This window comes from Pseudomonas parafulva (genome assembly GCF_002021815.1).
Taxonomy (GTDB): Bacteria; Pseudomonadota; Gammaproteobacteria; order Pseudomonadales; family Pseudomonadaceae; genus Aquipseudomonas; species Aquipseudomonas parafulva_B.
Genome location: NZ_CP019952.1, coordinates 3,398,688 through 3,418,103, shown reverse-complemented (window position 1 = coordinate 3,418,103; position 19,416 = coordinate 3,398,688). Strand labels below are relative to the sequence as shown.

Annotated in this window: 15 protein-coding genes and 4 tRNA genes; 13 read left to right on the top strand and 6 right to left on the bottom strand. The window is 61.9% G+C overall.

The features are described from left to right. Positions 1 to 51: 51 nt before the first annotated feature. Positions 52 to 1,422: a DNA recombination protein RmuC gene (gene rmuC / locus B2J77_RS15310; RefSeq protein WP_178091301.1), complete on the top strand. Its 1,371-nt coding sequence runs from the start codon at positions 52 to 54 to the stop codon at positions 1,420 to 1,422. Here the strand turns inward: rmuC and B2J77_RS15305 are convergent. Next, positions 1,394 to 4,867, bottom strand: a complete 3,474-nt coding sequence (locus B2J77_RS15305) for a PAS domain-containing hybrid sensor histidine kinase/response regulator (RefSeq protein WP_078478961.1) — start codon at positions 4,865 to 4,867, stop codon at positions 1,394 to 1,396. The genes rmuC and B2J77_RS15305 overlap by 29 nt on opposite strands. Positions 4,868 to 5,100: 233 nt before the next feature. On the opposite strand from B2J77_RS15305, the gene B2J77_RS15300 reads away from it, so the two are divergent. From B2J77_RS15300 to B2J77_RS15285, 4 genes are all read left to right on the top strand, one after another. Beyond that, entirely contained in the window at positions 5,101 to 5,832 is a 732-nt protein-coding gene (locus tag B2J77_RS15300; RefSeq protein WP_058638024.1) for a GntR family transcriptional regulator, read from the top strand. Between the two features lie 125 nt (positions 5,833 to 5,957). Continuing rightward, entirely contained in the window at positions 5,958 to 7,226 is a 1,269-nt protein-coding gene (locus B2J77_RS15295) for an MFS transporter (RefSeq protein ID WP_027915771.1), read from the top strand. Between the two features lie 21 nt (positions 7,227 to 7,247). After that, positions 7,248 to 8,081: an amidohydrolase family protein gene (locus tag B2J77_RS15290; protein ID WP_058638025.1), complete on the top strand. Its 834-nt coding sequence runs from the start codon at positions 7,248 to 7,250 to the stop codon at positions 8,079 to 8,081. Between the two features lie 209 nt (positions 8,082 to 8,290). After that, positions 8,291 to 10,168 (top strand): MFS transporter, encoded by a 1,878-nt coding sequence (locus B2J77_RS15285; RefSeq protein ID WP_078478960.1) that lies wholly within the window; start codon positions 8,291 to 8,293, stop codon positions 10,166 to 10,168. 24 nt (positions 10,169 to 10,192) lie between these two features. Here the strand turns inward: B2J77_RS15285 and sugE are convergent, their stop codons facing one another. The 3 genes from sugE to rdgC form a co-directional block, all read right to left on the bottom strand. Beyond that, positions 10,193 to 10,510, bottom strand: a complete 318-nt coding sequence (gene sugE, locus B2J77_RS15280; RefSeq protein WP_058604169.1) for a quaternary ammonium compound efflux SMR transporter SugE — start codon at positions 10,508 to 10,510, stop codon at positions 10,193 to 10,195. Between the two features lie 133 nt (positions 10,511 to 10,643). Further along, entirely contained in the window at positions 10,644 to 11,609 is a 966-nt protein-coding gene (locus tag B2J77_RS15275) for a bile acid:sodium symporter family protein (RefSeq protein WP_058604170.1), read from the bottom strand. Positions 11,610 to 11,722: 113 nt separating this feature from the next. Next, positions 11,723 to 12,643, bottom strand: a complete 921-nt coding sequence (gene rdgC / locus B2J77_RS15270; protein ID WP_023533890.1) for a recombination-associated protein RdgC — start codon at positions 12,641 to 12,643, stop codon at positions 11,723 to 11,725. Positions 12,644 to 12,858: 215 nt separating this feature from the next. Here rdgC and B2J77_RS15265 point away from each other — a divergent pair. From B2J77_RS15265 to B2J77_RS15250, 4 genes are all read left to right on the top strand, one after another. Further along, positions 12,859 to 12,934 (top strand) — tRNA-Val (locus B2J77_RS15265). 13 nt (positions 12,935 to 12,947) lie between these two features. Further along, positions 12,948 to 13,024 (top strand) — tRNA-Asp (locus B2J77_RS15260). Between the two features lie 168 nt (positions 13,025 to 13,192). After that, a tRNA-Val gene (locus B2J77_RS15255) sits at positions 13,193 to 13,268 on the top strand. A gap of 13 nt (positions 13,269 to 13,281) precedes the next feature. Continuing rightward, positions 13,282 to 13,358, top strand: a tRNA-Asp gene (locus B2J77_RS15250). Between the two features lie 100 nt (positions 13,359 to 13,458). Here the strand turns inward: B2J77_RS15250 and map are convergent. Further along, a complete protein-coding gene (gene map / locus B2J77_RS15245) occupies positions 13,459 to 14,259 on the bottom strand; it encodes a type I methionyl aminopeptidase (RefSeq protein WP_058604171.1) in 801 nt (266 codons plus the stop codon). A 325-nt stretch (positions 14,260 to 14,584) separates the two neighbouring features. Here map and B2J77_RS15240 point away from each other — a divergent pair, with 325 nt between their 5' ends. The 4 genes from B2J77_RS15240 (at position 14,585) to B2J77_RS15225 (ending at position 17,102) form a co-directional block, all read left to right on the top strand. Continuing rightward, a complete protein-coding gene (locus B2J77_RS15240) occupies positions 14,585 to 15,337 on the top strand; it encodes an FKBP-type peptidyl-prolyl cis-trans isomerase (protein WP_078478959.1) in 753 nt (250 codons plus the stop codon). A gap of 492 nt (positions 15,338 to 15,829) precedes the next feature. Beyond that, the gene (locus B2J77_RS15235; protein ID WP_058604173.1) at positions 15,830 to 16,270 is read left to right on the top strand and encodes a YkvA family protein; all 441 of its coding nucleotides are present in this window, start codon (positions 15,830 to 15,832) and stop codon (positions 16,268 to 16,270) included. Positions 16,271 to 16,395: 125 nt separating this feature from the next. Next, positions 16,396 to 16,737, top strand: a complete 342-nt coding sequence (locus B2J77_RS15230) for a helix-turn-helix domain-containing protein (RefSeq protein WP_058638029.1) — start codon at positions 16,396 to 16,398, stop codon at positions 16,735 to 16,737. Then, the gene (locus B2J77_RS15225; RefSeq protein WP_058638030.1) at positions 16,734 to 17,102 is read left to right on the top strand and encodes a hypothetical protein; all 369 of its coding nucleotides are present in this window, start codon (positions 16,734 to 16,736) and stop codon (positions 17,100 to 17,102) included. The genes B2J77_RS15230 and B2J77_RS15225 overlap by 4 nt, the downstream gene beginning before the upstream one ends. A gap of 157 nt (positions 17,103 to 17,259) precedes the next feature. Here the strand turns inward: B2J77_RS15225 and B2J77_RS15220 are convergent, their stop codons facing one another. Then, the gene (locus tag B2J77_RS15220; RefSeq protein ID WP_178102743.1) at positions 17,260 to 19,341 is read right to left on the bottom strand and encodes a carboxy terminal-processing peptidase; all 2,082 of its coding nucleotides are present in this window, start codon (positions 19,339 to 19,341) and stop codon (positions 17,260 to 17,262) included. Positions 19,342 to 19,416: the final 75 nt, after the last annotated feature.

Here is a 19,416-nt window from a genome sequence, read left to right as displayed (position 1 = left end):
TGGGTCATGCAGCTGCAGCGTCGGCATGCGGCACGGCATGGCGAGCGTGCCTTGCTTGAAGAGCGTCTGAACGCAGCGCAGCTGGCCCAGGCCGGTTTGCAGGCGCAACTCGATGCCAGTCGTGATGAAGTCAGTGACCTCAGCGAAGCCAATACCCTCAAGCAGACGCAGCTTGCAGCCCAGGGCCGAGAGCTGGAGCTGCTGCAGATCGAGCGGGACAATGCCCGCGACGCCGCCCATGCCTGGAACCTGGAGCGCGCTACCCGCGAGGCAGAGCAGCGCCGCCTGGAGTCTCAGGCCGCACGCCTGGAAGCCGAGCTGCGAGAGCAGCAGGAAAGCCACCAGCAGCGTCTCGAGGACCTGCAGGAGGCCCGCGATACCCTGCGTGCCCAGTTTGCCGACATGGCCACCAAGATCTTCGATGAGCGCGAACAGCGCTTTGCCCAGACCAGCCAGCAGCACCTTGGCCAACTGCTCGACCCATTGAAGGAGCGCATCCAGGCGTTCGAAAAACGTGTCGAGGAAAGCTACCAGCAGGAAGCCCGCGAGCGCTTTTCGCTGGGCAAGGAGCTCGAGCGCCTGCAGCAACTGAACCTGCGCCTGTCCGATGAAGCGACCAACCTCACCCAGGCGCTCAAGGGGCAGAAAACCCAGGGTAACTGGGGCGAGCTGATCCTGGAGCGCGTGCTCGAACACGCAGGGCTCGAAAAGGGCAGGGAGTACCAGACGCAGGTCAGCCTCAAGAGCGCTGACGGTGAGCGCTTCCAGCCCGATGTGCTGATCATGTTGCCGGGCAACAAACAGGTGGTGGTCGATGCCAAGGTAAGCCTAACGGCCTACCAGCAGTTCGTGTCAGGCAACGACGAGGCGGCGCTCAAGCAGCACGTCCAGTCCCTGCGCAGTCACGTCAAGGGCCTGTCAAGCAAGGACTACAGCCGTCTCGAAGGCCTGCACAGCCTGGATTTCGTGCTGCTGTTCGTGCCCATCGAGGCCGCGTTCTCGGCGGCGTTGCAGGCCGAGCCCAACCTGTTCCAGGAAGCCTTCGACCGGCAAATCGTCATCGTCAGCCCCACCACCTTACTGGCCACGTTGCGGGTGATAGACAGTTTGTGGAAGCAGGAACGCCAAGGCCAGAACGCCCGGGAAATCGCCGAACGTGCCGGGTGGCTGTACGACAAGTTCGTGCTGTTTATCCAGGACCTGGATGAACTGGGCAGCCGCCTGCAACAGGTGGACAAGGCCTACGCGGCAGCCCGTAACAAACTGTGCGAAGGGCGCGGCAACCTGGTCAGTCGCAGCGAGCAGCTCAAGCTGCTCGGCGCCCGGGCCAGCAAAAGCCTGGCGCCCGACTTGCTCGAACGCGCCTTCGCCGATGAAGCGCCCGACCAGGCGCTTACTGCACCAGGCTCAGATGACGGTTGAGCAGGGCCCGCAAGGCAGCGGGCTTCACCGGCTTGGGCAGATAGTCCAGGCCTGCGGCATGCACCAGTGCGACGGTTTCCTTGCTGCCGTCGGCGCTGATGACCACCCCAGGCACCGGTTCGCCCAACCGAGTGCGTAGCCAGCCCATCAAGCGCGTGCCGGTGTCGCCTTCATCCAGGTGGTAGTCCACCAAGGCCAGGTGCGGACGCATGCCCTCGGCCAGCAGCGCCTCGCACTCGCTGCGGCTGCGTGCGGTCCACACCTGGCAGCCCCAGCGGCTGAGCAGGCTGTTCATGCCAATCAGGATGCTGTCTTCGTTGTCGACGCACAGCACCTGCAGCCCGGCCAGCGGCTCGCTGCGCTGCTCTACCGCCGAAGTGACGAGGGCTGGTTGTTGAGAGATCGGTACGCTTACGCGGAACACTGTCCCCTTGCCTGGCCAGGAACGTACCTCCAGTGTGTGGCCCAGGACCCGGCACAGTCCGTCAGCGATCGCCAGGCCCAGGCCCAGGCCTTTTTCGGCGCGGGTCTGATGGCTGTCCAGGCGTTTGAACTCCTGGAAGATCACGTGCAGCTTGTCGTCGGCGATGCCGGGCCCCCTGTCCCAGACTTCCAGCCACAGGCGCTCGCCCTGGCGGCGAGCCCCCAGCAGGATCGGGCTCTTGCCATAGCGCAGGGCGTTGGTGAGGAAGTTCTGCAGCACACGGCGCAGCAGTTTGATGTCACTGTTGACCCGCAGGCGGCTACCGCGCAGGCGAAACGCCAGGCCTTTCTCGGCAGCCAACACCTTGAATTCCGCCCCAAGGGTGTCGAACAGCTCGTTCAGGGCAAACGGCTTGGCGTCGGGGGTGATCTTGCCGTTTTCCAGGCGCGAGATGTCCAGCAGGTCGCTGATCAGCTCCTCGGCCGAACGCAGTGAACTGTCCATGTGCTGGACCAGTTGCCGGGCTTCTTCGGTCATGCCTTCGGCTTGCTGCGACAACGCCGCAGAAAACAGCCTGGCGGCGTTGAGCGGCTGCATCAGGTCGTGGCTGACCGCAGCCAGGAAGCGGGTCTTGGACTGGCTGACCGCTTCGGCATGGCTCTTGGCTTCGGTCAGCGCCTGGTTCAGTTGCGACAGCTCGTAGGTGCGCTCTGCCACGCGTTGCTCAAGGCTTTCGTTGGCGTGGCGCAGCGCTTGCTCGGCTTCGCGAAACGGCGTGATGTCGGTAAAGCTCATGACGAAACCGCCACCTGGCATCGGGTTGCCGATCAACTCGATCACGCGCCCATTGGGGAACAGCCGCTCGGACGAGTGAGCCCGGCCCTGGCGCATCCAGTGCAGACGCCGGGCCACGTGCACCTGGGCTTCCCCTGGGCCGCACAGGCCGCGCTCAGCGTTATAGCGAATGATGTCGGCAATGGGCCGTCCCACGCTGATCAGCCCGTCCGGGTAATTGAACAGCTCAAGGTAACGCCGGTTCCAGGCCACCAGGTGCAGGTTCTGGTCGACCACACTGATGCCCTGGTTGATGTTCTCGATGGCGCCCTGCAGCAACGCCCGGTTGAACTGCAGCACCTCGCTCGCTTCATCGGCAATGCGCACCACGTCTTCGAGCTGCATGTCGCGGCCCTCGATGGCTGCCTTGACTACTGCACGGGTAGACGAACTGCCCAAGACACCGGCCAACAACCGCTCGGTGTGTTCGATCCAGTCACCGTCGGCGTTCTGGTTGGGGTTGAAGCCCTTGCCCTGGCGATAGGCGAACCGAATGAAGCTCTGCCGCGCGCGCTCCTCACCCACGAAACGCGATGCCAAGGTCAGCAGGTCGTCGATCTGCACCGCCAGCAGCGGCTTGCTGCTGGGGCGGGCGCTGGTCTGCTGGCCAATGAAGCGGCCCGCTTGCCAGTGCTCGGACACGCGGGTACGCGACAGCAGCGAGACCCAGGCAAACAGGGTGAAGTTGCCGGCAAGCGATAGCACCACGCCTTGGGTCAGCGGGCTGATCGGCAGATTCAACGGGTTGCCATGCAACCACGCCAACCCTGGAAACACCTGCAGCGACCAGCCCAGACTGTGGGCGGCGATGGGCAGCACCAGGGTGTAGAACCACAGGAAAATACCCGCCGCCAGGCCTGCAAAAACGCCCCGGCGGTTAGCCTGCTTCCAGTACAGCGCGCCGAGCATGGCGGGCGTCAATTGGGTCACGGCGGCGAACGCGATCTGGCCGATGGTCGCCAGGCTGGCCGTGGAGCCCAGCAGGCGGTAACTGACGTACGCCAGCAGCAGGATGACCACGATGGTGACCCGCCGAACCGAAAGCATCCAGTGCCGGAACACCTCGAATGGTCGCTCGGCGTTGTTGCGACGCAGCAACCAGGGCAGCAGCATGTCGTTGGACACCATGGTCGACAGCGCTACCGCCTCGACGATGACCATGCCGGTAGCAGCTGACGCGCCACCGATGAATGCCAGCAGCGCCAGGCTGGGGTGTGCCTCGGCCAGGGGCAGGCTGATCACGAATGAGTCCGATATCACCGTACCCGGCAGCAGCATCTGCCCCGCCAGGGCGATGGGCACCACGAACAGGGCGGCCAGGGCCAGGTAAATCGGGAACACCCAGCGTGCCAGGCGCATGTCCTGCGGCTCGATGTTTTCCACAACGGTCACATGAAACTGCCGTGGCAGGCAGATGATGGCCATCATGGCAACGGCCGTCTGGACCACCATCGACGGCCAGTTGATGGTCTCCGTCCAGTAATCGTGCAGTTCGATGGACTGGCGCGCCTGGGTGAACAGGTCATCGAACCCATCGTAGAGGTTAAAGACGACGAAGATCCCCACGGCCAGAAACGCCAGCAGCTTGATCAACGACTCGAACGCGATCGCCAGCACCATGCCCCGGTGGTGCTCGGTGACATCCAGGCTGCGCGTGCCGAATACGATGGCGAACAACGCCAGCACCAGCGACACCACTAGCGCTGTGTCCTGTACGCGTGTGCCGGTGGCGTCTGCACTGGCGCCGATCAACAGGTTGACGCCCAGTACGATGCCCTTGAGCTGCAAGGCGATGTAGGGCAGCACCCCCACCAGGCAGATCAGGGCCACCACCACGGCCAGCGTCTGGGACTTGCCGTAGCGGGCGGCGATGAAGTCGGCGATGGAAGTGATGTTCTGCTGTTTGCTGATCAGCACCATCTTCTGCACCACCCAGGGTGCGAAGACCAGGAGCAATACCGGCCCCAGGTAGATCGGCAGGAATGCCCACAGCTGCTCGGCCGCTTGTCCGACCGCGCCGAAGAACGTCCAGCTGGTGCAATACACCGCCAGCGACAGGCTGTACACCCAGGCACGCAATTTGGGCGGCAATGGGGTGCTGCGCCGGTCGCCATAGAAGGCGATGGCGAACATGACGGCCATATAGGCCAGGGCGACCGCGGCGATCAGCCCGCTGGACAACGACATGGTGACTCCGACGCTTAATGGATAACGAGGCCCGGTCAACCAGTCTGGCACGACAGGTGGCGCGCCGTCAGCGCAGACGATGGTCGCAGTGGCAGGTGGTCGCAGCATGACGCCCCCAATTGCAGGCTCGGGCGAAGCCAGTTGACCGATGGAGGATTGACAGATGATGCCGCGAAGCAAATACTCCCGAAAAATTCATATAGATGTATATATAACAAGACGAGAACACGCCCATGCTTCCACTCGCCAGCGACACACGACTGCCACGCTACCAACAGCTACGCGACCATCTGTTAGCCCAGATTGCCAACAATCGCTGGCACCCCGGTGAAGCGATTCCCACCGAGGCTGCGCTGGCGACCGAATTCGACCTGTCGGTAGGCACCGTGCGCAAGGCCATCGATGCGCTGGTGGCCGAAGGCGTGCTTGAGCGTCAGCAGGGGCGAGGCACCTTCATCCGCCGTCCACAGTTCCAATCCTCGCTGTTTCGCTTCTTCCGCTTTGAGGCGGTCAACGGCGAGCGTGTCGTGCCGATGAGTCGCATCCTGGGAATGAACGTCGTGGCGGCCCCGTCTGCCGTGGCCCAGGCCTTGGGGCTGGCCCCCGCAGCCGATGTGATCCACTTGCAGCGCCTTCGTCTGCTCGACGCCCAGCCCGTGCTGGCCGAGGACATCTGGCTGCCCCGCCAGCCGTTTAAGTTGCTGCTGGAGACCGATCTGGATAGCAAGGGCCCGTTGCTTTACCCGATCTACGAACAGGTGTGTGGGCAAGTGGTCGCTGCTGCCGAAGAGACCCTGACTGCCGAGGCCGTGGATCAAGTACACGGGCGCCTTCTGCAGGTACCGGCTGGCAGCCCGATCGTGGTGATCGAGCGGCTGGCCCGTGACTACGCCGGTAAGCCCCTGGAGTGGCGCCGGTCGCGAGGGCACGCGCAGCACTTCCGTTACCGCATCGATATTCGCTGACCGCGCCGTTTCAACCTTTTTTTACCTGCCTGCGCCCCGTCACCCGGGCGCAGTGGCTTCGCCTGCTCGGTTGCCTGCGCTGCATGCAACCCAGCGTACCCCTCACCATTAAAAGGATAAAAATCATGTTCAGCTGGTACCGCCAAATAACATCGCGCGAACGCAAGACCTTCTGGGCCTGTTTTGGGGGCTGGTCGCTCGATGCGCTGGAAGTGCAGATGTTCGGCCTGGCCATTCCCGCGCTGATCGCGGCTTTCTCGCTGTCCAAAGGCGATGCGGGCCTGATCAGCGGCCTGACCCTGGTGACCTCCGCGATCGGCGGTTGGCTTGGCGGAACCCTGTCGGATCGGTACGGCCGTGTGCGCACGTTGCAATGGATGATCCTGTGGTTCTCCTGCTTCACGTTCCTCTCGGCTTTCGTGACAGGGTTCTATCCACTGCTGTTCGTCAAGGCCATGCAAGGCTTTGGCATTGGTGGGGAGTGGGCGGCCGGGGCCGTGCTGATGGCCGAGACCATCAACCCCAAGTACCGCGGCAAGGTCATGGGCACGGTGCAAAGCGCCTGGGCGGTAGGCTGGGGCCTGGCGGTGGCGTTGTTCACCTTGATCTATTCGCTGGTGCCGCAGGAATTCGCCTGGCGTGTGATGTTCTTCGTTGGCCTGTTGCCGTCGTTGCTGATCATCTGGGTGCGTCGCAACGTGCCAGAACCGGACAGCTTTCAACGCCTGCAGAAACAGAACGCCATTCCCCAGGGCTTCTTCGCCTCGATGGCCGGGATCTTTCGCCCTGAACTGCTGCGTGTCACGCTGCTGGGCGGCTTGCTGGGCCTCGGGGCGCATGGTGGCTACCATGCGGTGATGACCTGGCTGCCGACCTTCCTCAAGACCGAACGCAACCTGTCGGTGCTCAATTCCGGTGGCTACCTGGCGGTGATCATCTTCGCGTTCTGGTGTGGCTGTGTCGTCAGCGGGCTGCTGATCGATCGCATCGGCAGGCGTCGCAACATCCTGCTGTTTGCGCTGTGCTGCGTGCTGACGGTTCAGGCCTATGTCTTCTTCCCGTTGAGCAACACCCAGATGCTGTTCCTGGGTTTCCCGTTGGGCTTCTTCGCAGCCGGTATTCCGGCAAGCCTCGGCGCCTTCTTCAACGAGCTGTACCCTGCCGACGTGCGCGGAGCAGGGGTGGGCTTCTGCTACAACTTCGGCCGTGTGCTCTCGGCTGTCTTCCCATTCCTGGTCGGACACATGAGCGAATCCATGTCGCTGGGTACCGCCATCGGCATCGATGCCGGCATCGCCTACGGCGTGGCGGTGATCGCCGCGCTGTGCCTGCCAGAAACACGCGGCCGCAACCTCGAACCTGCCCCGCAAGCACCCGGTGTGGCCGCCCAGTAACCTGACCTATAGATCAAAGACATGCCTCACGACCCTACTTGCTCCGTTATTGCCATCGACAGCCATGCCCACGTGTTCAGCCAAGGGCTGACACTGGCGCGCGAGCGCCGTTATGCCCCCGCGTACGATGCGCCGTTGGCTGACTATCTCAGCCAGTTGCAGGCGCACGGTTTCAGTCATGGCGTTCTGGTACAGCCCAGTTTCCTGGGTGCCGACAATGGCTATCTGCTGGGCGCTCTGCAGGCCGCTCAGGGGCGCCTGCGGGGGGTGGTGATGCTTGAGCCGGACGCTGCCCGCCAAACCCTCATCCGGATGGACCAGCTAGGGGTCAGAGGCGTGCGCCTGAACCTCATGGGGCAACCGCTACCGGACCTTGCGGCCCCGCAGTGGCGCCATCGCTTCGAATGCATGGCCGAGCTGGGCTGGCACGTCGAGCTGCATCGACACCTGGCGGACATTCCCACCCTGGTGCGGGCGCTGCAACCGTATGGGCTGGATATCGTCATCGACCACCTGGGAAGGCCCGATGCGCGCAACGGGCTGGGGCAAGCGGGTTTCGCCGAGCTGCTGACCCTGGGCGGGCAGGGTAATGTCTGGGTGAAGGTTTCCGGTATCTACCGTCTGGAAGGCTCGCCCGAGCAGAACGTGCTGTTCGCCCGCCAGGCGCTGGGCGCGCTGGAAGCGCATTATGGGGCCGAGCGCCTGATGTGGGGCAGCGACTGGCCGCATACGCAGCATGAAAGAGCGATGAGTTTTGGCCAGGCCCTTGAGCAATTCGAGGCACTGGGGTGCTCGGCTCAGTTGCGTCAGGCACTGCTTGTCGATACGGCCAGAACGCTGTTTGGCTTCGCTTGAGCCAAGCAAGGCATCATCGACCAGCGCCCTTGGCAAACAGCCCGGCGACGGGGTGTTGAGGCGCTGAGGCTCCAAGGGCGCCTTGCCTGCTCGTCACAGTCCTTGCTTGCCTGCGTGTACCGAGGCAGGCTACCGCTGTCGGCGCGGGCCTAACCCTAGTCATCCGCTGACTGCCATCACGGCTGAACCTCAATCCAGGACCAAGGACGATGAGTCATTCCTCGCAATTCACCTTGCTCGGCAAGCGGCGCTTCCTGCCTTTTTTCATTACCCAGTCGCTCGGTGCGTTCAACGACAACCTGTTCAAGCAGTCGCTGATCCTGGCCATCCTGTTCAAGCTGAGCCTTGGGGACGGTGACCGGTCCATCTGGGTCAATCTGTGTGCCTTGCTGTTCATCCTGCCGTTCTTTCTTTTCTCGGCGCTGGGTGGGCAGTTCGGGGAGAAGTTTCCCAAGGACGCGCTCATTCGGGTGATCAAGCTGGCGGAGATCGGCATCATGTCGGTCGGCGCGCTGGGGTTTGCGACCAATCACCTGGCCCTCATGCTGGTGGCCTTGTTCGGCATGGGTACCCATTCGGCGCTGTTCGGGCCGGTGAAGTACTCGATCCTGCCCCAGGCGCTGCGCGAGCAAGAGCTGGTCGGCGGCAATGGGCTAGTAGAGACGGGCACCTTCCTGGCCATCCTCGCCGGCACCATCGGCGCCGGGGTAATGATGTCAGCCGAAAACTACGCCACGGTGGTAGCCGGGGGCGTAGTGGGCACTGCTGTACTGGGCTACCTGGCCAGCCGCTGGATTCCCCGCGCCGCTGCTGCCTCACCGCACATGAAGCTGGACTGGAACATCTTCAGGCAGTCGTGGACCATCCTGCGCATGGGCCTTGCCCAGCCGCCTGCGGTATCGCGCTCGATCGTCGGCAACTCCTGGTTCTGGTTCGTCGGTGCTATTTACCTGACCCAGATCCCGGCCTACGCCAAAGACTGGCTGCACGGCGATGGCACCGTGGTCACCTTGGTGCTGACGCTGTTCTCGGTGGGCATCGCCCTGGGTTCCTTGTTGTGTGAGCGCCTGAGCGGGCGCAAGGTGGAAATCGGCCTGGTGCCGTTCGGCTCCTTCGGCCTGACCGTGTTCGGCCTGCTGTGGTGGTGGCATTCCGGGGATGTGCCGAGCGCCGCCAGCGCCCATGACTGGCTCGACCTGCTGGGCCTGCACCAAGCGTGGTGGATTCTGCTGTCCATCGTCGGGCTCGGGGTGTTCGGCGGGTTCTATATCGTGCCGCTGTACGCGTTGATTCAGTCACGCACGGCCGTGGACGAGCGCGCGCGGGTGATCGCTGCCAACAACATCCTCAATGCATTGTTCATGGTGGTGTCGGCCCTGTTGACCATGGTTTTGCTGGGCGTGGCTGGGCTGGACATTCCCCAGCTGTTTTTGGTCGTCTCGCTGCTGAACATCGCCGTCAACGCCTACATATTCAGCATCGTGCCCGAATTCACCATGCGGTTTCTCATCTGGCTGCTCAGTCACTCGATGTACCGCGTCAAGCACCAGGGGTTGCAGCACATTCCCGATGAAGGCGCGGCATTGCTGGTGTGCAACCACGTGTCGTTCGTCGATGCCCTGTTGCTCGCTGGCGCCATACGCCGTCCTATTCGTTTCGTCATGTACTACAAGATCTACAACCTGCCCGTGTTGAACTTCGTGTTTCGCACCGCGGGCGCCATACCCATTGCCGGGCGTAGCGAGGACCTGGCGACATACGAGCGCGCCTTCACCCGCATTGCCCGTTACCTGGCTGACGGCGAGCTTGTGTGCATCTTTCCCGAGGGCAAATTGACAGGGGACGGTGAGATCGACGTGTTCAAGGGCGGCCTGAGCCATATTCTTGAACAGACGCCCGTGCCAGTGATTCCCCTGGCGCTGCAAGGGCTATGGGGCAGTTTCTTCAGTCGCGACCCGGCCAAAGGGTTTTTCAGAAGAATGTGGTCCCGGGTGACTGTCGTGGCAGGCAGCGCCATCCCTGCACAGGAGGCGCTACCGGAGCGGCTGCGCGAGCAGGTCATTGGCCTGCGCGCAGGCAACCGCTGAGCGCGCCTGGCCAGCTGACCGGTATCAGCTGGCGCTGACCTTGAGACCAACCAGGCCGCACACGATCAGCGCCACGCTGACCAGTCGAACCAGCGCCATGGACTCACCGAACAGGATGATGCCGGCGATCACGGTGCCCACGGCGCCGACGCCGGTCCAGATGGCATAGGCCGTGCCCAGCGGCAGCTCTTTCATCGCCAGGCCCAACAGACCGAGGCTGACGGCCATGGCGGCAACCGTGAGCGCGGTGGGCAGTGGCTTGCTGAAGCCGTCAGTATATTTGAGGCCAACGGCCCAGCCGACCTCGAACAGGCCGGCGAAGAACAGGATGATCCAGGACATGATGCGTCTCCATCGTTGCAAGTGATGGGGCCGTCCCCTGGGTGATCACGCTGGGCGTCGTGAGGTCGTCCTCACCGTAGGCCCATGGTGCACATCTAGGGTCTTGCGGGCAAGCCTGCTAGCCAATCGCCTGTCAGTGTCTGACGCGTTTTGCGTCCTCGCCGTCGGAAGGGGTGTCCTCCAGACGTCGGAACCAGGTGGAAAGCAGCGCCCCGGAAATATTGTGCCAAACGCTGAACAATGCGCTGGGCACGGCGGCCAGGGGCGAAAAATGCGCAGCGGCAAGGGCTGCCCCCAACCCGGAGTTTTGCATGCCCACCTCCAGCGCCAGCGACTTGCGCTGGGCCAAGGGCAGTTTGCACAGCTTGCCGGTGATGTACCCCAGCAAATAACCGAAGCTGTTGTGCAAGATGACAACCGCCATGATCAGGAGCCCCGACTCGGCGATCTTCGCCTGGCTGGCGGCCACCACGGCGCACACGATCAGCACGATGCTCACCACCGACACCAGTGGCAGGATCTGAACCGCAGCCTGCACACGCTCACCCAGCAGGCGCTGGGCCAGCACGCCGAGCACGATCGGGAGCATGACCAGTTGCAGGATCGACCAGAACATGTCCATGAAGGACACCGGAAGCCAGGCCGAGGCCAGGAACCAGATCAGCGCAGGCGTCAGCAGTGGCGCCAGCAGCGTGGTGACGCCAGCGATGGCCACGGCCAGCGCCAGGTCGCCGCGCGACAGCCACACCATCACGTTCGAAGCCGTGCCGCTCGGGCAGCAACCGACCAGGATCACGCCCACGGCAATTTGCGGTGGTAGCTGGAACAACTGGCACAGCAGCCAGGCCATGCCCGGCATGATCACGAAATGCGCGACCACCCCCAGCATGACCCGCCAGGGTTGGCGGGCGAGGGCGGCGAAGTCGTCGAGCTTGAGCGTAAGGCCCATCCCGAACATCACCAGCCCCAGCAAGGGCACGATGGCCACCTTCAACCCAATGAACCATTGCGGTTGCAGGAAGGCCAGCACGGCGAACACCAATACCCACAATGCAAAGGTGTTGCCGACGAATCGACTCAAGGTGGCGAGGGCGCGCATGGGGTGATCTCCAGTTCGACTGCATGCCCGGGCATTTGCGCTGCAGGCAGGGGATGAGGTGCGGCAACGGTGCCGCCCTCACGCATCATGGGTACTGCCAACCCTCAGCGGGCTCACACCCCTTGCGGGATCTCTTCGCCGCCCAGGGCTTCGAAGAGCACGGGCAAGAACTCTGCAAATGTCATCATCATCAGCTGGAAGCTGGCGTCGAACTGCTGCGCGGCCTCGTCACCGCCATCCTGCTCGGCCTGCTCCTGCAGCAGTTCCTCGAATTTCAGGCGCTTGATGACCATCTTGTCGTCCAGTACGAACGACAGCTTGTCCTGCCAGGCCAGGGCGAGCTGGGTCACCACCTTGCCGGTGCTCAGGTGCAGCTGGATTTCCTCGCCGGTCAGGTCCTGGCGCTTGCAGCGCACGATGCCGCCATCTTCGGCCGTGTCGCGCAGCTCGCATTCGTCCAGCACGTAGAAGCCTTCGGCGGCCTTCTGGGACTTGACCCAGTCGGTCATGGTGGCCACCGGGGCGATCTTGACGGTGGCCGGCCGCACGGGCAGCGAGCCCATCACTTCACGCAGGGTGGACAGCAGGTCTTCGGCGCGCTTGGCGCTGGCCGAGTTGACCAGAATCACCCCAAGGCGCGGGGCAATGGCAGCAAAGATCATGGAGCGGCGAATGAAGGCGCGGGGCAGGAAGGCCTGAATGATCTCGTCCTTGATCTGGTCACGCTCCTTCTTGTAGACCTTGCGCATCTGTTCGGTCTCGATCTCCTCGACCTTTTCCTTGACCGCGTCATTGACCACGCTGCTGGGCAGAATACGTTCTTCCTTGCGGGCGGCGATCAGCAGGTAATCACCGCTGACATGGACCAGCGGCGCATCTTCGCCCTTGCCGAACGGGGCGACGAAACCGTAGGTGGTCAGCTCCTGGCTGGCGCACGGACGGGCTGGCTTGCTGGCCAGGGCAGCCTCCAGGGCTTCAGGCTCGAAGGGGACGTCCTGGGTCAGGCGGTAGGTCAGCAGGTTCTTGAACCACATCGGGGGAGTCTCTCATTAATGCATAAGGCGGGCATTATTCTCCTACCAGCCCCGGAAGGCCAACCCTGTCAGAGGGCCAGCAGTGCACAAACCGAACGAAATCGGGCCGCTGCGCTAGGTTGTTGAAAGATCTGTACTTTTTTCGAAATAAAGTGAAAGAAAGTGCTTGCCAGGGGGCAGGACCGTCCGTAGAATGCGCCCCACACCGAGACGAAGGGTGATTAGCTCAGCCGGGAGAGCATCTGCCTTACAAGCAGAGGGTCGGCGGTTCGATCCCGTCATCACCCACCACTCGATGTATAGCGCAGCGGTAGTTCAGTCGGTTAGAATACCGGCCTGTCACGCCGGGGGTCGCGGGTTCGAGTCCCGTCCGCTGCGCCATATTCAGCTTCAAGGGCCTACTGAACACCCTGAAGCAACGAGAAAGCGACCTTAGGGTCGCTTTTTTTATGCCTTGAATTCGGCGCGAACTGCAGGGCATAAAAAAAGCGATAAGTGCTTGCCAGCATTGAAAGTTGTCCGTAGAATGCGCGCCACACCGAGAGACATGGGTGATTAGCTCAGCCGGGAGAGCATCTGCCTTACAAGCAGAGGGTCGGCGGTTCGATCCCGTCATCACCCACCACTCGATGTATAGCGCAGCGGTAGTTCAGTCGGTTAGAATACCGGCCTGTCACGCCGGGGGTCGCGGGTTCGAGTCCCGTCCGCTGCGCCATATTCAGCTTCAAGGGCCCACTGAACACCCTGAAGCAACAAGAAAAGCGACCTTAGGGTCGCTTTTTTTATGCCTGCAGTTCAGTCTCTGTAGACGCTGTTCAGGCTCGCGCAGCCTGGCCATTCAAGCCTTGGCGCTCTTCGGCCCGCAGGGTCAGTACCTCGAAACCTTCGTCCGTCACGGCCACCGTGTGCTCCCATTGTGCTGACAGGCTGCCGTCACGGGTCACCACGCTCCAGCCATCCTTGAGCGTGCGGGTGCCACGCCCGCCCTGGTTGATCATGGGCTCGATGGTGAACACCATGCCTGGCTTGAGCCTCATGCCCATGCCGCGCTGACCCACATGCAGCACCTCCGGCGCTTCATGCATCTGCTGGCCAATGCCATGGCCACAATACTCACGGACCACGCTGTAACCTGCGGCCTCGGCATGAGCCTGTACGGCGTGGCCAATGTCACCCAGGGTCGCGCCGGGTCGCACTTGCTCGATGCCTTTCCACAGCGCCGCGTAGGTGGTGTCGACCAGGCGCCGGGCTTCATCATCGATCTGCCCAATGGCATACATCTTCGAAGAGTCAGCGATGTAACCGCCTTGCTCCAGCGTGATGTCGACGTTGACGATCGAACCTTCTTCAAGGACTTCATGGGCGTCTGGCATGCCATGGCACACGACATGATCGACCGAGGTGTTGAGCGCAAAGGGGAAGCCGTACTGACCTTTGCTTGCCGGCCTGGCCCTCAAGGTCTGGACGATGAAGTCTTCGGCGTGGTCATTGATCTGCAGGGTGGTGACGCCTGGACGTATGAACCTGTCGAGTTCGGCGAACACCTGTGCAAGCAGTTGGCCTGCGCGGCGCATCAGGTCGAGCTCGGCGGGGGATTTGATGATGACCTTGGACATAAACGCGAACAATCACTCCAGCTAGAATGCCTCAGAGCATAGACCCACGGCATATCCACATGCCACCTTCGAGCACGGGTGCGACACTTGATCGTGGATGATTTCCCTGTCGCTGCCTGCTGTTTTCGACACGACACGAGGCGCACGAAAGGGAAATCTTCCAGGTCATTGAACATGGCCGTTACCTGGTTGATGAATAACGATTCACTTGCTGAACTTACTTACTCAAACCCGCTCCTATGCCGGTAGCCATTGGTGAGGGCCGCCTGCTAAGCTCGCGGCCTCTACCCTGATTGCCCTTATGGCGCATGAACAAGGAATTAGCATGAAACAGCATCGTTTGGCGGCTGCGGTTGCCCTGGTAGGCCTGGTACTGGCTGGTTGTGATCAGCAGGCCAGCAGCCCCGAACTGAAAACGCCTGCGCAGAAAGCTTCCTACGGCATTGGCCTGAACATGGGCAAGAGCCTGGCACAAGAAGGCATGGATGACCTTGATTCCAAGGCGGTAGCGCTGGGTATCGAGGATGCCGTTGGCAAGAAAGAGCAGCGCCTGAAGGACGAAGAGCTGGTAGAAGCCTTCACTGCCTTGCAAAAGCGTGCCGAAGAGCGCCTGGCCAAGGCCAGCGAAGAGGCGGCCACTGCGGGCAAGAAATTCCTTGAGGAAAATGGCAAGAAGCAAGGCGTAGTGACCACCGCCTCGGGCCTGCAATACGAGGTGATCAAGAAGGCCGATGGCCCGCAGCCCAAGCCAACCGACGTAGTGACCGTTCACTATGAAGGCAAGTTGATCGACGGCAAGGTCTTCGACAGCTCCGTCGAGCGTGGCAGCCCGATCGACCTGCCGGTCAGTGGCGTGATCCCAGGTTGGGTCGAAGCCTTGCAATTGATGCACGTTGGCGAGAAGTACAAGTTGTTCATCCCTGCTGACCTGGCGTACGGCGCCCAGAGCCCGAGCCCATTGATCCCGGCCAATTCGGTTCTGGTGTTCGACCTGGAACTGATTGCGATCAAGGACCCCGCGCAGCTGCAAGGCGGTGAGCCTGAGGCCGAGGCACCTGCTGAAGCACCTGCTAAGTAAGCGGTATTTCGGTTGAAACGAGCGCGCCGTCCTCACGGAGAGTTCGGCTCACTCAATCCCATTGGGGCCGCTTTGCGGCCCCAATGGTTTGTGTGGCGAAGCCAGATCCTAGAGATCCTACGCCACCGATTCGGCGTCCCGGCAGGGCCGTTCCTACACGGGTACAGCGTAATCCTCCTGCACGGGTACCTGATGACACTCAGAGCCCTACTGAGCCGGTGGCGAGGCTGCCTTGCAGTACCTACGTGTTCAGGCATACCCCATTCGAACCTGCCCCGGCACACACTGTCCGAACAAGGACAGGCACCCATTGTAAGCTGCGTCTGAAATTACGGTCCTGGGGCGGACCTGCGCAGTGAGCTGTAACCGCTGTGTAAAAAATGCCCGATCTTGTCCGGCGCCTTGTTTATGGGCCAACGGGCTCAAAAACGTCCCCCTGTTCACAAGGTTATCCACAATAAATGTGGATAACCTTTTCCGTCTGGAGGCACCATGAATGCACCTTGGAATTTCGCGCGCTTCCTGCCCCTGGCCGAGCGCCTGCTCAGTCGTGGGCGCTTGCCAGCGCTGCTGTTTGCCGTGGCCCGCAAAGGGCCACGCTTGGGCAAGCTGCGCGAAGACGTGAAGTTGATGCAGGCCCTGTGTCTGGCCTGGTGGCGTGGCGAATACCGGGCGATCAACCGCAAGGCATTGATTACGATCGTTGCCGGCCTGCTGTATTTCGTCAGCCCCATCGATGCCATCCCTGACTGGTTGCTGGGCGTAGGCTTTCTGGATGACATCGCCGTGCTGGGGTGGGTGCTCAAGACCGTTTCCGATGAACTGGAGCGCTTCAAGGCCTGGCGAGACAGCCAGTCCCCAGAGCGGCTGCAGGTGGTAGAGCGTCTTCCAGCTACCCCCGAAGACCTGCGTCTGGAGCGTGAAATCCCTTGAGGCGTGAGTGACACAGGGGTCCCCTGGAAGGGCTCGACTGCAAAGATCCTGAACTTGGTCATATAATTGGCACATGAAACACGCCAATGGATTACCTCCAGTAATCCTCTCGAAGGGGTTTTGCAATGGATATTCAGGTCATCAGCCGGGACGGTCAACCCGAGTATGCCGTCGTAGCGTGGGAAGACTACCAAGCGCTGCTCAAAGCGGCAGGGCAGGCCCCAGCGAATACTCCGGCATCTGCACCTGTGCAAGAAAACGACTCGCACGCCGCCCTGCCTGCCTTTGCCGACGTTGGGGCCATACGCCGGGACAAGGGTATCGCCGCCGAGCACCTGGCCCGCAATGTAGGCGTCAGCCCGGCCTACCTGGCGATGATCGAATCGGGTGAGCGGCAGCCCGACGCCGCCATTCGCCGTGCGCTGGCCTGGCACTTGGGTGTGCCTGGCTGGAGCGAGGCTTCATGAGTCAGGTCAGGATCAGCCGCCAGCAATGGGACAACCTGCTGGGCGAGCTGGATCTGGCCCGACGCCAACGTCATTTGCTGACTTACCGAGCGCTCATCGAACGCTTGCAACTGCCAAGCCCAGCCATGCAGACCCTGACCGCGGCGCTTGAGTACCTGGCGGTGCTGGATGCGCGTGCCGAACAACCCCTGCGCAGTTCACTGGTGATCAGCCAGGGTGCCAGCCGTTTGCCGCGCACCGGCTTCTTTGAGTGCGTGGAGCGGCTGGGGCGCTTCACAGGGCCTGTCGATGGCATGGAGGCCGCGTCCTGGCATGCCTCTGAGGTCGCGCGCGTATTCGAATACACGTACCCCGACCCCGCCTGACCAGGCACAGCGCGCGTTCATCGGCGCTGTGCCATCCAGTCATTGGCCAGCCGCACCTATCAATGACCCAAAAGAAAAGCCGGGCATCAATGAGCCCGGCTTTTGATTACACATCAGGGAGGGTGGCGAATGATTCGTCCCTCCCCAGGGTCTGGCGCTACTTTTTAGCCACCTTGGTGCTGGCGCTGAGGTAATCGATCAGGATGCGCCCGGTTTCCGACAGGTAGGCGTCGTCTTCCGGCTTGGTGTTTTCATCCTCGGCCGGCAGTGCATCCTCGTCTTCTTTTTTCAGCTCCTTGAGCGGTTCTTCACCCTTGGCCTTGCGGCGGATGTTTTCCAGTGCCAGCTGCTTGGCCTCGACTTCATCGTGGCGCGCCCGGCGTGCCTGCTCGTTGAGGCTGACAGTCTTCTCGGTCATCAGTTTCTGGGTCAATGCCAGACGGTCGCGGATGTAGATGAACTCGGCATCCTTGTCGCTGCGCGCCTGGTGTTGAGCCTTGAGCTGGGCCAGGTAAGGCTTGAAGGGGTCTACCGCAGGCTTGACGACCGGGCGGATGGTGTCCCACGGCATCGCTTCGGGCAGGGCGCTTTCGCCGATTTCCTTGGTGTCGATGATCGACGGGTAGTCGATGTCCGGCAATACACCCTGGTGCTGGGTGCTCTGCCCGGAAACGCGGTAGAACTTGGCCAGGGTCAGCTTGAGCTCGCCATGGTTGAGTGGCTGGATGGTCTGCACGGTGCCCTTGCCGAAGGTCTGGCCGCCAATGATCAACGCGCGGTGATAATCCTGCATGGCGCCGGCGAAAATCTCCGATGCCGAGGCGGACAAGCGGTTGACCAGCAATGCCAGCGGCCCCTTGTAGAAGGCACCTGGGTTTTCATCTTCAAGCACATCGACACGGCCATCGCTGTTGCGTACCAGTACAGTGGGGCCTTTTTCGATGAACAGGCTAGTGAGCTCGGTCGCTTCCTGCAGCGAGCCACCGCCGTTGTTGCGCAAATCGATGACCACGCCGTCGACTTTCTCTTTTTGCAGCTCGGTCAGCAGCTTCTTCACGTCACGCGTGGTGCTCTTGTACTCCGGGTCACCTGCGCGGTAGGCCTTGAAGTCCAGGTAGAACGCCGGGATCTCGATGATGCCGAGTTTGTAGTCACGCCCGTCCTGCTTGAGCTTGAGCACGGACTTCTTGGCCGCCTGCTCTTCAAGCTTGACCGCTTCACGCGTGATCGACACGATCTTGCTGGTCTGGTCGCTGGGGGCGTTGCTCGCCGGGATGATTTCCAGGCGTACCACCGAGCCCTTGGGGCCACGAATCAGCTTGACCACTTCGTCCAGGCGCCAGCCAACGACGTCGACCATTTCCTTGTTGCCCTGGGCTACGCCGATGATCTTGTCAGCCGGCGCGACCTGCTTGGTCTTGGCCGCAGGACCGGCGGGCACCAGGCGCACGATTTTGACCTGATCGTTGTCGCTTTGCAGTACCGCGCCGATCCCTTCAAGCGACAGGCTCATGTTGATGTCGAAGTTTTCGGCGTTGTCAGGCGACAGGTAGTTGGTGTGCGGATCGTACGACTGGGCAAAGGTATTGATGTACGCCTGGAAGATGTCTTCCGCCCGGGTCTGATCCAGACGTGCCAGCTGATTCTTGTAGCGCTTGATCAGGGTTTCCTGAATCTGCTTGGGCTCTTTGCCAGCGATCTTCTGGCGCAGCACCTCGTCCTTGACGCGTTTACGCCACAACTCGTCCAGGGCAGCCTGGTCCTTGAGCCAAGGCGCGTCCTTGCGGTCGATCAGCAAGGTCTCATTGACCGTGAAGTCGATCTTGTCCACGCCCTTGTTGAGCTCGGCCAAGGCGAAGTCCAGGCGCTGCTTGACCCGGTCCAGGTAGCGCTTGTAGATGGTGAAGCCAGGGTCGAGGTTGCCGCTTTTGAGGAAGTCGTCGAATTGCGTCTTCCACTTGTCGAACTCGGCGATGTCGGCGGCGGTGAAATAGCTGCGTGCCGGGTCCAACAGCTTGATGTAGCTGTCGTAGATAATGACCGAACGGGCGTCATCCAACGGCGGCTTGCTGTAGTGATGGCGCTTGAGCAGCTCCACCACGTTGAGGCTGGCGACGATTTCGTCGCGGTCCGGTTGCAGACTATCCCATTTGTTGGCGGCCGCCGCATTGCCGCCGAGCGTAAGACTGCCAAGGCCGATCATCAGTGCCAGGGCGGTGCTAGGTAGGAAATGCTTCATGCTGATTCGACGTGGGGGCAATTGATCACGCATAGTAGGCCGTCTTTTCCGTTCGCCGGTTCCATAAAAACCGGG

Bases quoted from the DNA above. Each gene is read 5' to 3' on its own strand.
- B2J77_RS15305 (WP_078478961.1), bottom strand. From the start codon at position 4,867: ATGTCGTTGTCCAGCGGGCTGATCGCCGCGGTCGCCCTGGCCTATATG.
- B2J77_RS15300 (WP_058638024.1), top strand. From the start codon at position 5,101: ATGCTTCCACTCGCCAGCGACACACGACTGCCACGCTACCAACAGCTA.
- B2J77_RS15295 (WP_027915771.1), top strand. From the start codon at position 5,958: ATGTTCAGCTGGTACCGCCAAATAACATCGCGCGAACGCAAGACCTTC.
- B2J77_RS15290 (WP_058638025.1), top strand. From the start codon at position 7,248: ATGCCTCACGACCCTACTTGCTCCGTTATTGCCATCGACAGCCATGCC.
- B2J77_RS15285 (WP_078478960.1), top strand. From the start codon at position 8,291: ATGAGTCATTCCTCGCAATTCACCTTGCTCGGCAAGCGGCGCTTCCTG.
- sugE (WP_058604169.1), bottom strand. From the start codon at position 10,510: ATGTCCTGGATCATCCTGTTCTTCGCCGGCCTGTTCGAGGTCGGCTGG.
- B2J77_RS15275 (WP_058604170.1), bottom strand. From the start codon at position 11,609: ATGCGCGCCCTCGCCACCTTGAGTCGATTCGTCGGCAACACCTTTGCA.
- rdgC (WP_023533890.1), bottom strand. From the start codon at position 12,643: ATGTGGTTCAAGAACCTGCTGACCTACCGCCTGACCCAGGACGTCCCC.
- map (WP_058604171.1), bottom strand. From the start codon at position 14,259: ATGTCCAAGGTCATCATCAAATCCCCCGCCGAGCTCGACCTGATGCGC.
- B2J77_RS15240 (WP_078478959.1), top strand. From the start codon at position 14,585: ATGAAACAGCATCGTTTGGCGGCTGCGGTTGCCCTGGTAGGCCTGGTA.
- B2J77_RS15235 (WP_058604173.1), top strand. From the start codon at position 15,830: ATGAATGCACCTTGGAATTTCGCGCGCTTCCTGCCCCTGGCCGAGCGC.
- B2J77_RS15230 (WP_058638029.1), top strand. From the start codon at position 16,396: ATGGATATTCAGGTCATCAGCCGGGACGGTCAACCCGAGTATGCCGTC.
- B2J77_RS15225 (WP_058638030.1), top strand. From the start codon at position 16,734: ATGAGTCAGGTCAGGATCAGCCGCCAGCAATGGGACAACCTGCTGGGC.
- B2J77_RS15220 (WP_178102743.1), bottom strand. From the start codon at position 19,341: ATGAAGCATTTCCTACCTAGCACCGCCCTGGCACTGATGATCGGCCTT.